This is a genomic window from Escherichia sp. AM3 (assembly GCF_032029835.1).
GTDB classification, from domain to species: Bacteria; Pseudomonadota; Gammaproteobacteria; order Enterobacterales; family Enterobacteriaceae; genus Escherichia; species Escherichia coli.
Genome location: NZ_JAVUPQ010000020.1, coordinates 1 through 16,959, shown reverse-complemented (window position 1 = coordinate 16,959; position 16,959 = coordinate 1). Strand labels below are relative to the sequence as shown.

The following is a 16,959-nucleotide window of genomic DNA, read 5'->3' as shown; positions in this document are numbered from 1 at the left end:
CCGGACCTACAATATCCTCCCCTGTAGGTCGGATAAGCGAAGCGCATCCGACAACTCACCCCGCACCGTGCCCATAAAAAAACCCCGCCGAAGCAGGGTCTATGTGAACTAAAATTCGCTTAGTGACGAGCGCGCACCAACTGATACTTACGTGTCAGATACTCCACCGGTACGCTCCAGATGTGCACCAGACGCGAGAACGGGAACAGCAGGAATAACGTCATCCCCAACACCAGGTGCAGACGGAAGATAAACGCCACACCATCGAGGTGTTGAGAAGCGCCACCGTGGAAGGTCACCACCGACTGCGCCCAGCCAACCAGTTTCATCATCTCGCTACCGTCCATATGCTGAGCGGAGAACGGAATGGTCAACAGGCCCAGCGCGCACTGGATAACGAGCAGCGACAGGATCAGGATATCCGCTCCGGTAGTGGTTGCACGCACGCGTGGGCTGAACAGACGACGCTTCAGCAACAGCACGCCGCCAATCAGACACAGCACGCCGCTGGCACCACCAGCAAACATCGCCATTTTCTGTTTCACTTCAATCGGCAGCCAGGCTTCATACATCCAGTGCGGCGTCAGCATACCGAAGAAGTGACCAACAAAAATCCCCAGAATACCGATATGGAACAGGTTCGACGCCAGGTTCATCCCTTTGCGATCCAGCATCTGGCTGGACGCCGCGCGCCAGGTGTACTGCCCGTAGTCATAACGCAGCCAGCTACCAATCAGGAAGACCGCCCCGGCTATGTACGGGTAGATATCAAAGAAGAACATATTCAGGAATTGCATTAGTGCTGTCCTCCGGTGGTGATATTCAGATATTGCGGCGCGACGGCACCGGCAAAGCGACGCTGATGAGCAGTGATTGCTGAATCACCGCAGCCTTTGTCAGCAAAGAATTTAACCTGCTCTTCTTCCCAGACAGCATCCAGCGCCTGCGGCGTATCATCGCGCGCTTCGTCGGCAATTTTTTCCGCCACTTTGTCGCTTTCGATAGCGGTATTGGCCAATTTCAGCAGCAGATCAAACATCACGGCATAACGGCTTTCACGCTGTTGCAGACGCGCGCTCAGCAATGCCAGAATCGGCGCGATATCTTTCAAACCTTCCACGGCTTCGCTTTGCGGCAGCTGCGACAGGTACTCCAGATACAGCGGCAGATGGTCCGGTAATTCGCGGCTGTTTAACTGCAAACCGTGCTGCTCGTACTGCGCCAGCAGGTCCACCATCGCCTGGCCGCGGTCACGGGATTCACCGTGAACATGTTCAAATAGCAACAGTGACGTGGCGCGGCCACGGTCGAACAGTTCGCTGTACTGGGCCTGGGCATCGAGCGGATCCATCGCCGTTAAATCGCGCAGGAAAATGCCCAGCGCATGGGCATCTTCTTTCGACAGATTTTTCGACGCAGCAATCGCCTCAAACATCTCTTGTTGATGCTGCCATAAGGCAGCATCCGGATATTCAAGGAGACGCGATACAATCACGAGTTCGATCATGGATGCGGCTCCGTTTTGCTGGTCACATCGATGGCATCGATACGACGGCTGTTGAACAGATTGAATTTGGTATCTGAACCGTGGCAGCCATCACCAAAGGTAAAGCCGCAGCCATTTTTCTCCGGGAAGGCTTCCCGTGCCAGTTCACGATGACTACTCGGCACCACAAAGCGATCTTCGTAGTTAGCAATCGCCAGATAACGGTACATCTCCTGTGCCTGGGCTTCGGTCAGACCGACCTCTTCCAGCGCACGGGTATCAACTTTACCGTCAACGGTTTCAGCACGTTTGTAATGACGCATCGCCAGCATACGTTTCAGTGCGCGCAGTACCGGTTTGGTATCACCGGCGGTCAGCAGATTCGCCAGATACTGTACCGGAATACGCAAGCTTTCGACGTCTGGCAGAATGCCGTTGCTACCCAGCTCACCCGCGTCTGCTGCAGACTGAATCGGAGACAGAGGCGGCACGTACCAGACCATCGGCAGTGTGCGATATTCTGGATGCAGCGGCAGCGCCAGTTTCCATTCCATTGCCATTTTATAAACCGGCGACTGCTGTGCGGCTTCAATAACGCTCAGCGGAATACCGTCTTTAATCGCCTGCTCGATGACTTTCGGATCGTTCGGATCGAGGAACACCTCCAGCTGACGCTGGTAAAGATCTTTCTCGTTCTCGGTGCTGGCTGCACGTTCAATCGCGTCGGCATCGTACAGCAGCACGCCAAGATAACGGATACGACCGACACAGGTTTCTGAGCACACGGTCGGCTGACCCGCTTCAATACGCGGATAGCAGAAGATGCACTTCTCAGACTTACCGCTCTTCCAGTTGAAGTAGATTTTTTTGTACGGGCATCCGGTGATGCACATACGCCAGCCACGGCATTTATCCTGGTCGATCAGGACGATGCCATCTTCTTCACGCTTGTAAATCGCACCGCTCGGGCAGGTCGCCACACATGCCGGGTTCAGGCAGTGTTCGCACAGGCGCGGCAAATACATCATAAAGGTGTTTTCGAACTGGCTATACATCGCCTTCTGGATGTTGTCGAAGTTCTTGTCTTTCGCCAGTTTGTCAAACTCACCACCCAGGTCATCTTCCCAGTTCGGCCCTTTTTCGATTTTCGCCATCCGTTCCCCGGTAATCAGCGAACGCGGACGGGCAATCGGCTGCGATTTGCTGCCTTCCGGCGCGGTATGCAGGTTCTGATAATCAAAATCGAACGGCTCGTAATAATCGTCGATCCCCGGCAGATGCGGGTTAGCGAAGATTTTACCCAGCAGCATGGCGCGGTTACCCATGCGCGGCTGCAGTTTGCCATTGATTTTACGGATCCAGCCGCCTTTGTATTTTTCCTGGTTTTCCCAGTCAGTCGGGAAGCCCTGACCCGGCTTGGTTTCCACGTTGTTGAACCACGCGTATTCCACGCCTTCACGGCTGGTCCAGACGTTTTTACAGGTAACTGAACAGGTGTGGCAGCCGATGCACTTATCGAGATTCAGCACCATGCCGACTTGTGAACGAATTTTCATTTTACGCTCTCCTGTACCTGGTCATTGCCTTCGCCATCTAACCAGTCAATGTTCTTCATCTTACGCACTACAACAAACTCATCGCGGTTAGAACCTACGGTGCCGTAGTAGTTAAAGCCGTATGCCAGATGGGCATAGCCGCCGATCATATGCGTCGGTTTCGGCGTGATACGGGTGACCGAGTTATGGATACCACCACGCTGTTGGGTAATTTCCGAACCAGGCAGGTTAACGATACGTTCCTGCGCGTGGTACATCATGGTCATCCCTGCCGGAACACGCTGGCTGACAACCGCACGGGCAGTCAGAGCACCGTTGCTGTTGAATACTTCAATCCAGTCGTTATCGGCGATACCCAGATCTTTGGCATCGGCTTCACTCAACCAGACCACCGGACCACCGCGACCTAAAGTCAGCATCAGCAGGTTGTCGCTGTAGGTGGAGTGGATACCCCACTTCTGGTGCGGCGTCAGGAAGTTGAGCGCTTTTTCCGGGTTGCCGTTGGATTTCTGGCCTATCACTTCTTTCACCGAACGGGTGTCGATCGGCGGACGATAAACCAGCAGGCTTTCACCGAAATCACGCATCCACTGGTGATCCTGATACAGTTGCTGACGACCAGAGAGCGTACGCCATGGGATCAGCTCGTGAACGTTGGTGTAACCGGCGTTGTAAGAAACGTGTTCATCTTCCAGACCAGACCAGGTCGGGCTGGAGATAATTTTGCGCGGCTGTGCCTGAATATCGCGGAAGCGGATCTTCTCGTCTTCTTTATTCAGCGCCAGATGCGTATGGTCACGACCGGTAAATTCGCTCAGGGCAGCCCAGGCTTTCACGGCTACCTGACCGTTGGTTTCCGGTGCCAGTGTCAGGATCATCTCTGCCGCATCAATTGCGGTGTTCAGCATCGGCTGGCCTTTCGCCGGACCTTCCGCTTTGGTGTAGTTGAGCTTACGCAGCAGATCCATCTCGCTCTGGGTGTTCCAGGCAATCCCTTTACCGCCGTTACCGATTTTCTCCATCAGCGGGCCGATAGAAGTAAAGCGTTCGTAAGTTGCCGGATAATCGCGCTCTACGACCATAATGTGCGGTGCAGTTTTGCCTGGGATCAGGTCGCATTCGCCTTTTTTCCAGTCTTTCACATCCAGCGGCTGCGCCAGTTCAGCGGCAGAGTCATGCTGGATAGGCAGCGTGACGATGTCGGTTTCTTTACCCAGATGGCCGACGCACACTTCGGAGAATTTCTTCGCGATGGCTTTGTAGATTTCCCAGTCGCTTTTCGCTTCCCAGGCCGGATCGACCGCCGCAGACAGCGGGTGAATAAACGGATGCATATCCGAAGTATTCATGTCGTCTTTTTCGTACCAGGTCGCCGTCGGCAAAATGATGTCGGAATAGAGACAGGTGCTCGACAGACGGAAGTCCAGCGTAACCACCAGATCCAGCTTGCCTTCCAGACCATTGTCCTGCCAGTCCACTTCTTCCGGCTTCACGCCGCCCTGTTGCCCCAGATCTTTACCCTGGATACCGTGCTCCGTCCCCAGCAGGTACTTGAGCATAAACTCATGACCTTTACCGGAAGAACCGAGCAGGTTAGAACGCCAGATGAACAGGTTGCGCGGGTGGTTTTTACCGTTTTCTGGTTGTTCTGCCGCAAAACGGATGGAACCCTCTTTCAGGGATTTCACCGTATAGTCCACCGGATTCATCCCGGCTTTTTCCGCTTCGCCAGCGATAGTCAGCGGGTTAGTGCCTAACTGCGGTGCAGACGGCAGCCAGCCCATGCGTTCCGCACGGACGTTAAAGTCGATCAAGTGTCCGGTATAGCGGGATTTGTCCGCCATCGGTGACAGCAACTCTTCCGCCGTGACGGTTTCATAACGCCACTGGCTGGAGTGGTTATAGAAATAAGAAGTGCTGTTCATGTGACGCGCCGGACGCTGCCAGTCAAGGGCAAACGCCAGCGGCTGCCAGCCGGTTTGCGGACGCAGTTTTTCCTGACCTACATAGTGCGCCCAGCCGCCCCCGCTCTGACCGACACAGCCGCAGAAAATCAGCATGTTGATCAGACCACGATAGTTCATATCGAGGTGATACCAGTGGTTCAGCCCCGCACCGACGATAATCATCGAACGACCGTGCGTTTTATCAGCGTTATCGGCAAATTCACGGGCGATGCGAATAATCTGGCTGCGAGAAACGCCGGTAATCTGCTCGGCCCAGGCCGGGGTATAAGCTTTCACATCGTCATAGCTGGTTGCACAGTTAACGTCGTTCAGGCCACGTTCCAGACCGTAGTTTGCCAGCGTCAGATCATAAACGGTGGTCACCAGGGCGGTGCTGCCATCAGCCAGTTGCAGGCGTTTCACCGGCAGTTTGTGCAGCAGCACGTTTTCCAGTTCCACTTTGTTGAAGTGTTCCGTGCCGTCGCCACCAAAGTACGGGAAGCCTACCTCAGCGATCTCATCCTGGCTACCCAGCAGGCTCAGTTGCAGCTCGGTTTCTTCGCCAGTTTTGCCGTCGCGCTGCTCAAGATTCCATTTGCCCTTCTCGCCCCAGCGGAAGCCAATAGAACCGTTCGGCGCAACCATTTCGCCATTGGTATTAAAGGCGACAGTTTTCCATTCCGGATTGTTTTCCTGGCCCAGCGCATCAACCAGATCAGCAGCGCGCAACATACGACCTGCAGCGTAGTAACCGTCGCGTTCTTCCAGCATCACCAGCATCGGCATGTCGGTGTAGCGACGCACATAGTCGGTGAAATACTGGCTTGGGTTGTCGAGGTGGAATTCACGCAGCATTACGTGGCCCATCGCCAGCGCCATTGCCGCATCGGTGCCCTGTTTCGGTGCCAGCCACAGATCGCACAGTTTGGCGATTTCAGCGTAGTCTGGTGTGACGGCAACAGTTTTGGTGCCTTTGTAACGCACTTCAGTAAAGAAGTGAGCATCCGGGGTACGCGTCTGCGGCACGTTTGAACCCCAGGCGATGATGTAGCTGGAGTTATACCAGTCAGCAGATTCCGGTACGTCAGTTTGCTCGCCCCAGGTTTGCGGAGACGCAGGAGGCAGGTCGCAGTACCAGTCGTAGAAGCTTAAGCAAGTACCGCCAATCAGCGAGAGATAGCGTGCACCCGATGCGTAAGAAACCATCGACATTGCCGGAATTGGCGAGAAACCAGCAACACGGTCCGGGCCGTAGTTTTTGATGGTGTAAACGTTAGATGCGGCGATCAGTTCGTTCACCTCCTGCCAGGAAGAACGAACAAATCCACCGCGTCCACGCGCCTGCTTAAAGCTTTTCGCTTTATCGGCGTCTTCAATGATAGAAGCCCATGCCTCAACCGGATCGCTATGCAGCGCCTTCGCTTCACGCCACATTTTCATCAGGCGTTTGCGCATCATCGGGTATTTCAGGCGGTTGGCACTGTAAAGATACCAGGAGTAGCTGGCACCGCGCGGGCAGCCGCGAGGTTCATGGTTTGGCAGATCCGGACGGGTACGCGGATAGTCAGTCTGCTGGGTTTCCCAGGTGACCAGACCGTTTTTGACGTAGATTTTCCAGCTGCAGGAGCCGGTGCAGTTTACCCCGTGGGTAGAGCGGACGATTTTGTCATGCTGCCAACGCTGGCGATATCCATCCTCCCAGTCACGGTTGGTATTGAGAAGCTGGCCATGCCCATCGGCAAAGGTTTCACCCTTCTGTTTGAAGTAGCGAAACCGGTCCAGGAATTTACTCATCGGTTTTCTCCTGTGGGAGCCTGTCGGCCCTCTGATAAATCGACATTGCTAATGTTTAAGGGCAAGGTAACGCTCTGAAACAGCGTGGGAATTGATAACGATCAAGAGTGATGGGGATGAAAAATAAAGTAAATTCCTAAGATACCCCTTTAGGATAATTAACAGCCACCACATAACATACTGTAAATTAAGACGTTTTATACCTGTAGTTATTTAAACTATTAAGATTTTTATGCAGATGGGTATTAAGGAGTATTCCCCATGGGTAACATATTAATGGCTCTTAATGAAATCCGGCGAAATAAACCATATAACATTAGTATGTTGTAACTAAATAACGCATAAAAAAAGCGCGACATCATGCCGCGCAAAGGATAATCAAATATTTTACTCTATATAATTCGGTTTACAGGAAGGCGGCAAGTGAATGAATCCCAGGAGCTTACTAAAGTAAGTGACTGGGGTGAATGAACGCAGCCGCAGCACATGTAACCCGAAGTATGACGAGTAACGGTTTATTTTTTAGAATGCCGACCATATACCGCCCAGGTAATCACTACGCAGGCGATATAGAAAATCAAAAATACCTTCATTGCGCCGACTGGCGAACCCGTTAATGCCAGCGAGCTACCAAACGCTTTCGGGATAAAGAAGCCACCAATCGCGCCAATCGCAGAGATGAAACCCAGCGCCGCCGCCGTGTCGGTTGCCGCTTCACGCATCGCACGTTCGTCAGAACCCCCTTCTGCTTTCACGCGATCCATTGTCAGTTTACGGAAGATCACTGAAATCATCTGGAAAGTGGAACCACTACCCAGCCCAGCTGTCAGGAACAGCGCCAGGAAGACCGCGAAGAACGCCATGAAGCTTCCGCCCTGCCCGTCAGTCGGTAAGGTCAGGAACAGCAGGCCGCTGAAAATCGCCATCAGAATAAAGTTCACCAGCGTGACACGAGTTCCGCCCAGACGGTCAGATAATGCACCACCTGCAGAACGCGCCAGCGCACCAATAAACGGCCCGAAGAAAGCGTATTGCAGAATCTGAACATCCGGGAACTGCGTTTTTGACAGCATTGCAAAGCCCGCGGAGAAGCCGATGAAGGAGCCGAAGGTTGCCAGATACAGCAGGCTCATAATCCACAGATGACCCCGTTTGAGTACCGGCAACTGCTCCTTGATGGAGGCTTTCGAGGTAGCAAGATCGTTCATGCCAAACCACGCCGCAATGGTGAAGATGGCAAGGAACGGCACCCATATCCAGGACGCATTCGCCAGATACAGCTCAGTCCCATCCGGCTGTTTGACGCCCTGGCTACCAAATACTGCGAAAATCGACAGTGATACCACCAGCGGAGCAACCAACTGCATGACGCTGACGCCCATGTTTCCCAGACCACCATTCAGACCCAGCGCGCCACCCTGCTTCTGTTTCGGAAAGAAGAAGCTGATGTTTGCCATACTGGATGCGAAGTTCGCGCCAGCAAAGCCGCATAGCAGAGAGATGATGATGAAGACGCTATAAGGCGTGGAGGTATCCTGCACGGCAAAACCCAGCCAGACGCAAGGAATAATCAGAATACCGGTGCTGAACGCCGTCCAGCGACGACCACCGAAGATAGGAACCATAAAGGAGTATGGAACACGTAATAACGCGCCAGAAACCGAAGGCAGCGCAGTCAACATAAATAGCTGATCGGTCGTAAAATTAAAACCGACTTTCGGTAAGTTCACCGCAACAGCGCTGAACAACATCCATACGCAAAACGCCAGCAGCAGACAGGGAACGGAAATCCACAGGTTGCGGCTGGCAATACGTTGACCGCGTTGTTGCCAGAACGCAGGATCTTCCGGTCGCCAATCTGTAATGACAGCTCCAGTAGCCCTTTCGGGGGCGGATGAGTGACTCATAGACACCTCTGATACTCGTTTCGATGTCTGCCACCTTAGTGTCTGGAGCTAAAGGCAATTTGATGTAAATCAAACGATAAGATAACTTTATCTATTATTGATATTTATCATTACCCATAGTGAGTACAGTGATTTCATAAAAATTATGAGATTTTTCACGGTGCTGTAAAATTCCTACCCTTACCGATGTAAAGCGACTAACCACACGGCAAATAAGGAGTAACTCTTTCCGGGTATGGGTATACTTCAGCCAATAGCCGAGAATACTGCCATTCCAGAATGTATCGTCACATTCATTAAGGTTATTGCTCATTTAAAGCCTGAAGGAAGAGGTTTACATGCTTAAACGTTGTCTCTCTCCGCTCACCCTGGTTAATCAGGTTGCGCTTATTGTGTTGCTTTCTACTGCTATTGGACTGGCAGGGATGGCGGTTTCTGGCTGGCTGGTGCAAGGCGTTCAGGGCAGCGCCCATGCGATCAACAAAGCGGGATCGCTGCGCATGCAAAGTTACCGTCTGTTGGCAGCAGTGCCATTAAGCGAGAAAGACAAGCCCTTAATTAAAGAGATGGAACAAACGGCATTTAGCGCCGAGTTGACTCGAGCAGCAGAACGAGACGGACAACTGGCGCAATTACAGGGTTTACAAGATTACTGGCGTAATGAACTGATCCCTGCACTGATGCGTGCACAAAACCGCGAAACGGTGTCAGCGGATGTCAGCCAGTTTGTTGCCGGGCTTGATCAGCTGGTATCTGGTTTTGACCGCACCACGGAAATGCGCATTGAGACAGTGGTACTGGTCCATCGGGTAATGGCGGTATTTATGGCACTTTTACTGGTGTTCACTATTATCTGGTTGCGGGCGCGACTGCTACAACCGTGGCGGCAACTGCTGGCAATGGCGAGTGCCGTCAGTCATCGCGATTTTACCCAACGCGCGAACATCAGCGGGCGCAACGAAATGGCGATGCTTGGAACTGCATTGAACAATATGTCTGCAGAACTGGCCGAAAGTTATGCCGTACTTGAGCAGCGGGTTCAGGAGAAAACCGCCGGGCTGGAGCATAAAAATCAGATCCTCTCTTTTTTATGGCAGGCTAACCGCCGTTTGCATTCCCGCGCCCCGCTGTGTGAACGCCTGTCACCTGTACTCAACGGCTTACAGAATTTAACCCTGCTACGTGATATCGAATTGCGGGTGTATGACACTGATGATGAAGAGAATCATCAGGAGTTTACCTGCCAGCCAGATATGACTTGTGATGATAAAGGCTGCCAGCTCTGCCCGCGCGGCGTATTACCCGTTGGCGATCGCGGCACAACCCTGAAGTGGCGGCTGGCTGACTCACATACGCAGTACGGTATTTTGCTGGCGACCCTACCGCAGGGGCGTCATCTTAGCCATGATCAACAACAACTGGTGGATACCCTGGTTGAACAACTCACCGCCACGCTGGCGCTGGATCGGCATCAGGAACGTCAGCAACAGTTGATCGTGATGGAAGAGCGTGCCACCATTGCGCGCGAACTGCATGATTCTATTGCCCAATCTCTCTCTTGCATGAAGATGCAGGTGAGTTGTTTACAGATGCAGGGCGATGCGCTGCCAGAAAGCAGCCGCGAACTGTTAAGTCAGATCCGTAACGAACTGAATGCATCCTGGGCGCAGTTGCGTGAATTGCTCACCACATTCCGCTTGCAGCTCACCGAGCCTGGATTACGTCCGGCGCTGGAAGCGAGTTGCGAAGAGTACAGCGCCAAATTTGGCTTCCCGGTGAAGCTGGATTATCAATTGCCGCCTCGTCTGGTGCCTTCACATCAGGCAATCCACTTGTTGCAAATTGCCCGTGAGGCATTAAGTAACGCCCTCAAACATTCGCAAGCGAGTGAGGTCGTGGTGACGGTGGCGCAAAACGATAATCAGGTCAAACTGACCGTCCAGGATAACGGCTGCGGCGTGCCTGAAAATGCCATCCGCAGCAATCACTACGGCATGATAATAATGCGCGACCGTGCGCAAAGTTTACGAGGCGATTGCCGCGTCCGCCGTCGTGAATCAGGTGGCACCGAAGTGGTGGTCACCTTTATTCCCGAAAAAACTTTCACAGACGTCCAAGGAGATACCCATGAGTAATCAGGAACCGGCTACTATCCTGCTGATTGACGATCACCCGATGCTGCGAACTGGCGTAAAACAGCTTATCAGTATGGCACCAGATATCACCGTGGTTGGCGAAGCGAGTAATGGCGAACAGGGTATTGAACTGGCGGAGTCTCTTGATCCCGATCTGATCCTGTTAGATCTCAATATGCCCGGCATGAACGGTCTGGAAACGCTGGATAAACTGCGCGAAAAGTCCCTCTCAGGGCGCATTGTGGTATTCAGCGTCTCTAACCATGAAGAAGATGTGGTCACCGCACTGAAACGCGGCGCGGATGGCTATCTGTTAAAAGATATGGAACCGGAAGATCTGCTGAAAGCATTGCATCAGGCAGCTGCTGGCGAAATGGTATTAAGCGAAGCATTAACGCCTGTTCTGGCCGCCAGCTTGCGCGCTAACCGTGCCACTACTGAGCGCGATGTTAACCAGTTAACCCCACGCGAGCGCGATATTCTCAAGCTGATTGCCCAGGGTTTGCCGAACAAGATGATTGCCCGCCGCCTGGATATCACCGAAAGCACAGTAAAAGTGCACGTCAAGCACATGCTGAAGAAAATGAAGCTCAAGTCTCGCGTGGAAGCAGCGGTATGGGTGCATCAGGAGCGCATTTTCTGATTACGGTTCCCAGCGCAGTTCGTCGTTTGACAATGCGTCGAACGGTTCGACAAGCGTTAGCGTGATCTCATTGGAGGAGACACGCTGCCCCTGGTTATCTTCCACCACCACCGACAATCGCCAGTGATTGCTCGCCCCTTCCCCGTTCTGCCAGTCAGGCATGATCAGCGTCCAGCCCTCCGCGCTGTTGGCTTGTGCGCCTGGCGTCAAACTTAATATCTGCGTATCGCCCTGCCAAATCAGTTGCCGAATACCGTAACGACTGCGGATTTGTAATTTCAGCGGCACTGTTTCGCCAGGTTTTAGATCCCACGGCGGTGTCGCCAGAAACACCGTTAACGTTTTTCGCTGTCGGTACTCAAGAGTCGGTAGATTATTTCGCTGCGGATTATCATAGCGACTACCACGTAACGACTGACTTTCGGCAACCTCGCCCGCAGAAAGTTGTTTTTTGAGCGGTACACCAAAGCGGTAATTAAGATTCAGCCCGAGGTTATTTTGATTCTCGCCACTTTCACCCTGTTTATGCTGGGCCGTCACAGTGACTAATGGCACAGGGGTGTAATTTAATCCCAGACTCAACGCGACGGGATTGTGATAACCCGTACCAGAGTTAAACAAATCAACACGATCACCAAAATACTGTTCTACGCTGACACTGGTATTGAGGTGTTGATAGAACGGCATGCGCACCCGGGCTGTCAGGTCGTACCCGCGCGCCATCCGTTGTTCCTGCGTGGCTGTCTGTTCATGCCATGCAGCAAATGGCTGATAAAAGTTTGCCGATAGTCGCAAATATTCGCCCCACGCTTCGGCACCAAAGCCCGCTCGCTGAAGATTTTCGTCCAGCAAGTTGTCATAAAAAGTGTTATAACCCACCAGCCAGTTGCCGCGCGCCCAGCGTTGCCCAACGCCCACATTGCTCACCAACCCATCATCCTGCTGAGTAAGACCAAGCTGGCTCCAGGTGAGATAACGATCATTATCTTGTAACGGCACAAACCAGCTTCCACGACTGCCGGTAAAATGACCTTCGTTATCCACTTTGACATCAACACTGGCATTTCCCCACGGTGATAGCCAGGACTCTACGTGCTGATTAACCTGTTGACTAAGCGCGTCGCGGACTTTTCCCAATGCGAAAGCTTTTGCCTGCTCGCCAGTATCCAGCCCGTTATCATTCATACTGGTTTCGCCGAAATCTTTCACAATTTCAGCAAAGTGTTTTTCCCCATCATGATTTTCAGGTGCCATGCCTAAATCCGGCAGACCATCATTGTTATTATCAAAGGGATTTGCCGCTTTTTGCTCGAAGGTAGATTGTGCGTTAGCTGTACCGCCTGCCGCCAGCAAGAGTAAATAAAACGAAATAATGCGAGGAACGAAACGGCTCAAAACGTCGGTAACTTCCGGTAAAAAATGAAAAACCATAGCCTTTAAGAATAACGATTACTGGCAACTTTTGTCGTATTTTCTCGCGCTTTCAGGAAAATCCTTAAAAATGTGACCGATTGGTCAGACGCTGCAGAAGCAGTAAGATAGAAGATGAGTGTCTAATTCCCTGAATACAGGAGTAAATAATGCAAAAAATCGTGATCGTTGCCAATGGCGCACCTTACGGGAGCGAATCCTTGTTTAACAGCTTGCGGCTGGCCATTGCGTTACGAGAGCAGGAGAGCAATCTGGATCTGCGTCTGTTCCTCATGTCTGATGCGGTCACAGCCGGGTTGCGCGGGCAAAAACCAGGGGAAGGCTACAACATTCAGCAAATGCTGGAGATCCTTACCGCTCAGAATGTACCGGTGAAATTGTGCAAAACCTGTACCGACGGGCGCGGGATTAGCACACTTCCTCTTATTGATGGGGTGGAAATCGGTACTCTTGTGGAACTGGCGCAATGGACGCTGTCAGCCGATAAAGTGCTCACATTTTAATGTTTGAGGGGGCGTCTGACGCCCCACTATGAGGGAAGTTTACTCAGGCGAATCCCGGCCGTAACACACCATCCGGATAATTCTCCGCCAGCAGTTTTTTTACCGATACCAGCAAATCATTCAGCCCATCGTCCTGCATTCCCAGTTTGATAAGCTCCTGTTCCAGTGAAAACAGGTATTGTGCGTTGGTTCCCAGCGGACCGCTCGCCGCCGCAATCAACGGCGCGATGACCTGAGCGCGAGTGTCAGATTCATATTCTGGATGTCGCGGGTCCATAATAAACACAATGGCGTTTACTGTGCATCCATCATCAAGATCAAGCTGACACCAGGTTGGCAGATAACAGCCGGTAATCATCTCGCGCTTCCACAACAGGGTTAGTTCCTGCTCCAGCGTCTCTTCTGGCAGTCGATAGGCGACGCCTGTAGTGCGTCCGCCCTCTTTCAGTGCAAGCATCCGTCCCGGCTGGTGCGCAGTCCCGCGCCCGGCGGTCAGGCGCAGGCAAAACGCGCGATGCCATCCAACCAGTGTACCGGTGCACGACTCGGTAAACTCCAGTGCCGGATTCCACATCAACGATCCATAACCGAAGATCCACACCGGTCCCTCATCAGGTCGACAAGCCAGCGTCGCCGCCAGCGAAGCCGCCCGTTGCTCTGCTGACCATAAGAGTGATTCTTCAATGGCACCAAATGCCGTTTTACAATCGGCATTCATCAAGAAATCACGCGTTATCACCTTACACCTCCGCCACTGCATACTTCCCTGTGACAACTTTTTGGTGTCTTCCGGACATTTTTACTGCTCATTTTGAAACCACTAACGGGACAATATGCAATCCACGGACCACTTGCAAGGCAACACCGCACGAATAGCTTTAACTAAGCTACCGGTTTTACGATTTTTTATGCCATTTATCATCATCCCCTTTGGCATATTCATGCTTCACAGCAGCCCAGGCCACTTTATGCGCGGTTTCTTCGCGACTGGCGTCATCACGCCGATCCTCTTTATCTTTATATTGATCCCACGCGCTGTTGAACGCTTCTTTATAGATATCCTGGGCGTGAGACGGTAGAACGTGCTTTACGCTTTCCGGCAGATCGCTTTTCGTTTTATACGGCATCGTTGACTCCTTTTACAAAGTTGAACATTAAGTGTGGTCAACAATATCTACTCTTGCCAAAACATAAGAATTTTCATGTCAGACTGTTCTTAAGAAACGCTAAAACAAACATTGTCTAAACGTAATACTTATTTTTATGTCCCAATGAGTAAAAAATCGACAGTGGGGTAAAAATTCGTAAAATGTTACCGATATCCAGACACTTTCTGTTATTTTTCCTACCTATTTTTTACATTTTCGATAAATTCATCTGCAAAGGGATAACCATAATGTCAAATGCTCAAGAGGCGGTAAAAACCCGCCACAAGGAGACTTCGCTTATTTTCCCGGTTCTGGCGCTGGTAGTGCTGTTCCTGTGGGGAAGCAGCCAGACACTACCAGTGGTCATTGCCATCAATCTTCTTGCGCTTATTGGTATTTTAAGTAGCGCCTTTAGTGTTGTCCGTCATGCGGACGTATTAGCCCATCGCCTGGGAGAACCTTACGGTTCGCTTATTCTTAGCCTTTCAGTGGTTATTCTTGAAGTCAGTTTGATTTCAGCTTTAATGGCAACCGGCGACGCCGCGCCAACGCTAATGCGTGATACGCTCTATTCAATCATTATGATTGTTACCGGTGGGCTGGTTGGCTTTTCATTATTGTTGGGCGGTCGTAAGTTTGCCACCCAATATATGAATCTGTTTGGTATCAAGCAGTATTTAATTGCGCTGTTCCCCCTGGCGATAATCGTACTGGTATTTCCAATGGCTCTGCCTGCGGCGAATTTTTCAACCGGTCAGGCGTTACTGGTAGCATTAATTTCTGCGGCAATGTATGGCGTATTTTTGCTGATCCAGACCAAAACGCATCAAAGTTTGTTTGTCTACGAGCACGAAGATGACAGTGATGACGACGACCCGCATCACGGTAAACCGTCTGCCCATAGCAGCGTGTGGCATGCTATCTGGTTGATTATCCATCTGATTGCCGTTATTGCAGTCACCAAAATGAATGCCAGCCCGCTGGAGACATTGCTCGACAGCATGAATGCCCCTGTCGCCTTTACTGGCTTCCTGGTGGCTCTGTTGATTCTGTCGCCGGAAGGTTTAGGTGCGTTAAAAGCAGTGTTGAACAACCAGGTCCAGCGCGCGATGAATCTGTTCTTTGGTTCAGTGTTAGCAACCATTTCGCTTACCGTACCTGTCGTCACGCTAATTGCCTTTATGACGGGTAACGAATTACAGTTTGCACTTGGTGCGCCAGAAATGGTGGTGATGGTGGCCTCTTTAGTGCTGTGCCATATCTCCTTCTCCACCGGACGTACTAACGTGCTCAATGGCGCAGCGCATCTGGCACTGTTTGCCGCCTATTTGATGACGATATTTGCCTGACAGTTATATCTCCTCCGATGACGGAAATCGGGGGAGATAAGATAAATTCCTGCTTATTGTATTTCTTCATACTACCTGGACAGCTCGTTAATCAGAATTGCGAGCCTGTACCACAACCTGCACGAAACCACTGCAACAGCTGTTGAAAAGCCGGAATGTACTCTTTATTGCAAACATTTCAGGGATGAAGTGAAGATGAATTGAGAAGTAGTATCCACACCAAGCCGGAATTATCCGGTGAGGCGCAATGTTGCGGGGGCTTTATCCCTGGTGGCATTGGTTGCTGGAAAGAGAAAACCCCCGCACGTTGAGAGGTAAAACCTGACAACAGAACGGGGGCTAATCTTGAAACCAGACACTTCAAGAATAGCCGCAAAATGTTGTCATTACAACAAGGCGGCTATATGACGCTCGCGCAGTTTGCCATGACTTTCTGGCACGACCTGGCAGCACCGATCCTGGCGGGAATTATTACCGCAGCGATTGTCGGCTGGTGGCGTAACCGGAAGTAAGGTGAAAACGGGCGTCAGGCTGCCGTGATGGCAATATGCGCCCGAAACCGGCCGCAGGGGTAACAGCCTGCGGCCATTTTTGTCTTTATCTCTTCCACAAGTAAATATTGGCAACCCGAGCTGGAAGCATCATCCAGAGCACTCATGAAACGACTGTAACAGCTGTTGAAAAACCGGAATGCACTCTTCATTGCAAACATTTCAGGGATGAAGTGAAGATGAATTGAGTCGTAGTATCCACACCAAGCCGGCGTTATCCGGTGAGGCGCAATGTTGCGGGGGCTTTATCCCTGGTGGCATTGGTTGCTGGAAAGAGAAAACCCCCGCACGTTGAGAGGTACAACCTGACAACAGAACGGGGGCTAATCTTGAAACCAGACACTTCAAGAATAGCCGCAAAATGTTGTCATTACAACAAGGCGGCTATATGACGCTCGCGCAGTTTGCCATGACTTTCTGGCACGACCTGGCGGCACCGATCCTGGCGGGAATTATTACCGCAGCGATTGTCGGCTGGTGGCGTAACCGGAAGTAAGGTGAAAACGGGCG

Annotated in this window: 14 protein-coding genes; 6 read left to right on the top strand and 8 right to left on the bottom strand. The window is 51.8% G+C overall.

The annotated features are described in order from the left end of the window. Positions 1-119 precede the first annotated feature (119 nt). From narI to narK, 5 genes are all read right to left on the bottom strand, one after another. Positions 120-797 carry a respiratory nitrate reductase subunit gamma gene (narI, locus tag RTW80_RS10380; RefSeq protein WP_001160110.1) on the bottom strand — a complete coding sequence of 226 codons (678 nt, stop codon included), beginning with the start codon at positions 795-797 and terminating at the stop codon, positions 120-122. After that, the gene (gene narJ / locus RTW80_RS10375; RefSeq protein WP_032247455.1) at positions 797-1,507 is read right to left on the bottom strand and encodes a nitrate reductase molybdenum cofactor assembly chaperone; all 711 of its coding nucleotides are present in this window, start codon (positions 1,505-1,507) and stop codon (positions 797-799) included. Before narJ ends, narI begins: the two co-directional genes overlap by 1 nt. Continuing rightward, entirely contained in the window at positions 1,504-3,042 is a 1,539-nt protein-coding gene (narH, locus tag RTW80_RS10370) for a nitrate reductase subunit beta (protein ID WP_000702660.1), read from the bottom strand. The genes narJ and narH overlap by 4 nt, the downstream gene beginning before the upstream one ends. Beyond that, positions 3,039-6,782, bottom strand: coding sequence for a nitrate reductase subunit alpha (locus RTW80_RS10365; protein WP_000032935.1), 3,744 nt, complete (start codon positions 6,780-6,782; stop codon positions 3,039-3,041). The genes narH and RTW80_RS10365 overlap by 4 nt, the downstream gene beginning before the upstream one ends. Positions 6,783-7,297: 515 nt before the next feature. Next, positions 7,298-8,689, bottom strand: a complete 1,392-nt coding sequence (gene narK, locus RTW80_RS10360; RefSeq protein ID WP_000019827.1) for a nitrate transporter NarK — start codon at positions 8,687-8,689, stop codon at positions 7,298-7,300. A 338-nt stretch (positions 8,690-9,027) separates the two neighbouring features. Between narK and narX the strand changes: the two genes are divergently transcribed. Together narX and narL are read left to right on the top strand one after the other, a co-directional pair. Next, positions 9,028-10,824 carry a nitrate/nitrite two-component system sensor histidine kinase NarX gene (gene narX / locus RTW80_RS10355; RefSeq protein WP_000918073.1) on the top strand — a complete coding sequence of 599 codons (1,797 nt, stop codon included), beginning with the start codon at positions 9,028-9,030 and terminating at the stop codon, positions 10,822-10,824. After that, positions 10,817-11,467 carry a two-component system response regulator NarL gene (narL, locus tag RTW80_RS10350; RefSeq protein WP_000070491.1) on the top strand — a complete coding sequence of 217 codons (651 nt, stop codon included), beginning with the start codon at positions 10,817-10,819 and terminating at the stop codon, positions 11,465-11,467. Before narX ends, narL begins: the two co-directional genes overlap by 8 nt. On the opposite strand, the gene ychO is transcribed toward narL, so the two are convergent. After that, positions 11,468-12,862, bottom strand: coding sequence for an inverse autotransporter invasin YchO (ychO, locus tag RTW80_RS10345; protein ID WP_063119222.1), 1,395 nt, complete (start codon positions 12,860-12,862; stop codon positions 11,468-11,470). Positions 12,863-13,047: 185 nt separating this feature from the next. On the opposite strand from ychO, the gene ychN reads away from it, so the two are divergent. After that, positions 13,048-13,401: a DsrE/F sulfur relay family protein YchN gene (gene ychN / locus RTW80_RS10340; protein WP_001169669.1), complete on the top strand. Its 354-nt coding sequence runs from the start codon at positions 13,048-13,050 to the stop codon at positions 13,399-13,401. 43 nt (positions 13,402-13,444) lie between these two features. On the opposite strand, the gene chaC is transcribed toward ychN, so the two are convergent. Beyond that, a complete protein-coding gene (chaC, locus tag RTW80_RS10335) occupies positions 13,445-14,140 on the bottom strand; it encodes a glutathione-specific gamma-glutamylcyclotransferase (RefSeq protein WP_001297117.1) in 696 nt (231 codons plus the stop codon). 157 nt (positions 14,141-14,297) lie between these two features. Then, the gene (gene chaB / locus RTW80_RS10330) at positions 14,298-14,528 is read right to left on the bottom strand and encodes a putative cation transport regulator ChaB (protein WP_001146444.1); all 231 of its coding nucleotides are present in this window, start codon (positions 14,526-14,528) and stop codon (positions 14,298-14,300) included. Between the two features lie 269 nt (positions 14,529-14,797). Here chaB and chaA point away from each other — a divergent pair, with 269 nt between their 5' ends. The 3 genes from chaA to RTW80_RS10315 all read left to right on the top strand — a co-directional run bounded on the left by chaA (position 14,798) and on the right by RTW80_RS10315 (position 16,945). Further along, entirely contained in the window at positions 14,798-15,898 is a 1,101-nt protein-coding gene (gene chaA, locus RTW80_RS10325; RefSeq protein WP_001295620.1) for a sodium-potassium/proton antiporter ChaA, read from the top strand. A 404-nt stretch (positions 15,899-16,302) separates the two neighbouring features. After that, positions 16,303-16,410: a type I toxin-antitoxin system toxin Ldr family protein gene (locus RTW80_RS10320; protein ID WP_000170963.1), complete on the top strand. Its 108-nt coding sequence runs from the start codon at positions 16,303-16,305 to the stop codon at positions 16,408-16,410. A gap of 427 nt (positions 16,411-16,837) precedes the next feature. Further along, complete coding sequence (locus tag RTW80_RS10315; RefSeq protein ID WP_000170963.1) at positions 16,838-16,945, top strand: type I toxin-antitoxin system toxin Ldr family protein; 108 nt, start codon at positions 16,838-16,840, stop codon at positions 16,943-16,945. Positions 16,946-16,959 lie beyond the last annotated feature (14 nt).

Excerpts from the sequence above, each read along its gene's own strand:
- narI (WP_001160110.1), bottom strand. The coding sequence starts at position 797 with ATGCAATTCCTGAATATGTTCTTCTTTGATATCTACCCGTACATAGCC.
- narJ (WP_032247455.1), bottom strand. The coding sequence starts at position 1,507 with ATGATCGAACTCGTGATTGTATCGCGTCTCCTTGAATATCCGGATGCT.
- narH (WP_000702660.1), bottom strand. The coding sequence starts at position 3,042 with ATGAAAATTCGTTCACAAGTCGGCATGGTGCTGAATCTCGATAAGTGC.
- RTW80_RS10365 (WP_000032935.1), bottom strand. The coding sequence starts at position 6,782 with ATGAGTAAATTCCTGGACCGGTTTCGCTACTTCAAACAGAAGGGTGAA.
- narK (WP_000019827.1), bottom strand. The coding sequence starts at position 8,689 with ATGAGTCACTCATCCGCCCCCGAAAGGGCTACTGGAGCTGTCATTACA.
- narX (WP_000918073.1), top strand. The coding sequence starts at position 9,028 with ATGCTTAAACGTTGTCTCTCTCCGCTCACCCTGGTTAATCAGGTTGCG.
- narL (WP_000070491.1), top strand. The coding sequence starts at position 10,817 with ATGAGTAATCAGGAACCGGCTACTATCCTGCTGATTGACGATCACCCG.
- ychN (WP_001169669.1), top strand. The coding sequence starts at position 13,048 with ATGCAAAAAATCGTGATCGTTGCCAATGGCGCACCTTACGGGAGCGAA.
- chaB (WP_001146444.1), bottom strand. The coding sequence starts at position 14,528 with ATGCCGTATAAAACGAAAAGCGATCTGCCGGAAAGCGTAAAGCACGTT.
- chaA (WP_001295620.1), top strand. The coding sequence starts at position 14,798 with ATGTCAAATGCTCAAGAGGCGGTAAAAACCCGCCACAAGGAGACTTCG.
- RTW80_RS10320 (WP_000170963.1), top strand. The coding sequence starts at position 16,303 with ATGACGCTCGCGCAGTTTGCCATGACTTTCTGGCACGACCTGGCAGCA.
- RTW80_RS10315 (WP_000170963.1), top strand. The coding sequence starts at position 16,838 with ATGACGCTCGCGCAGTTTGCCATGACTTTCTGGCACGACCTGGCGGCA.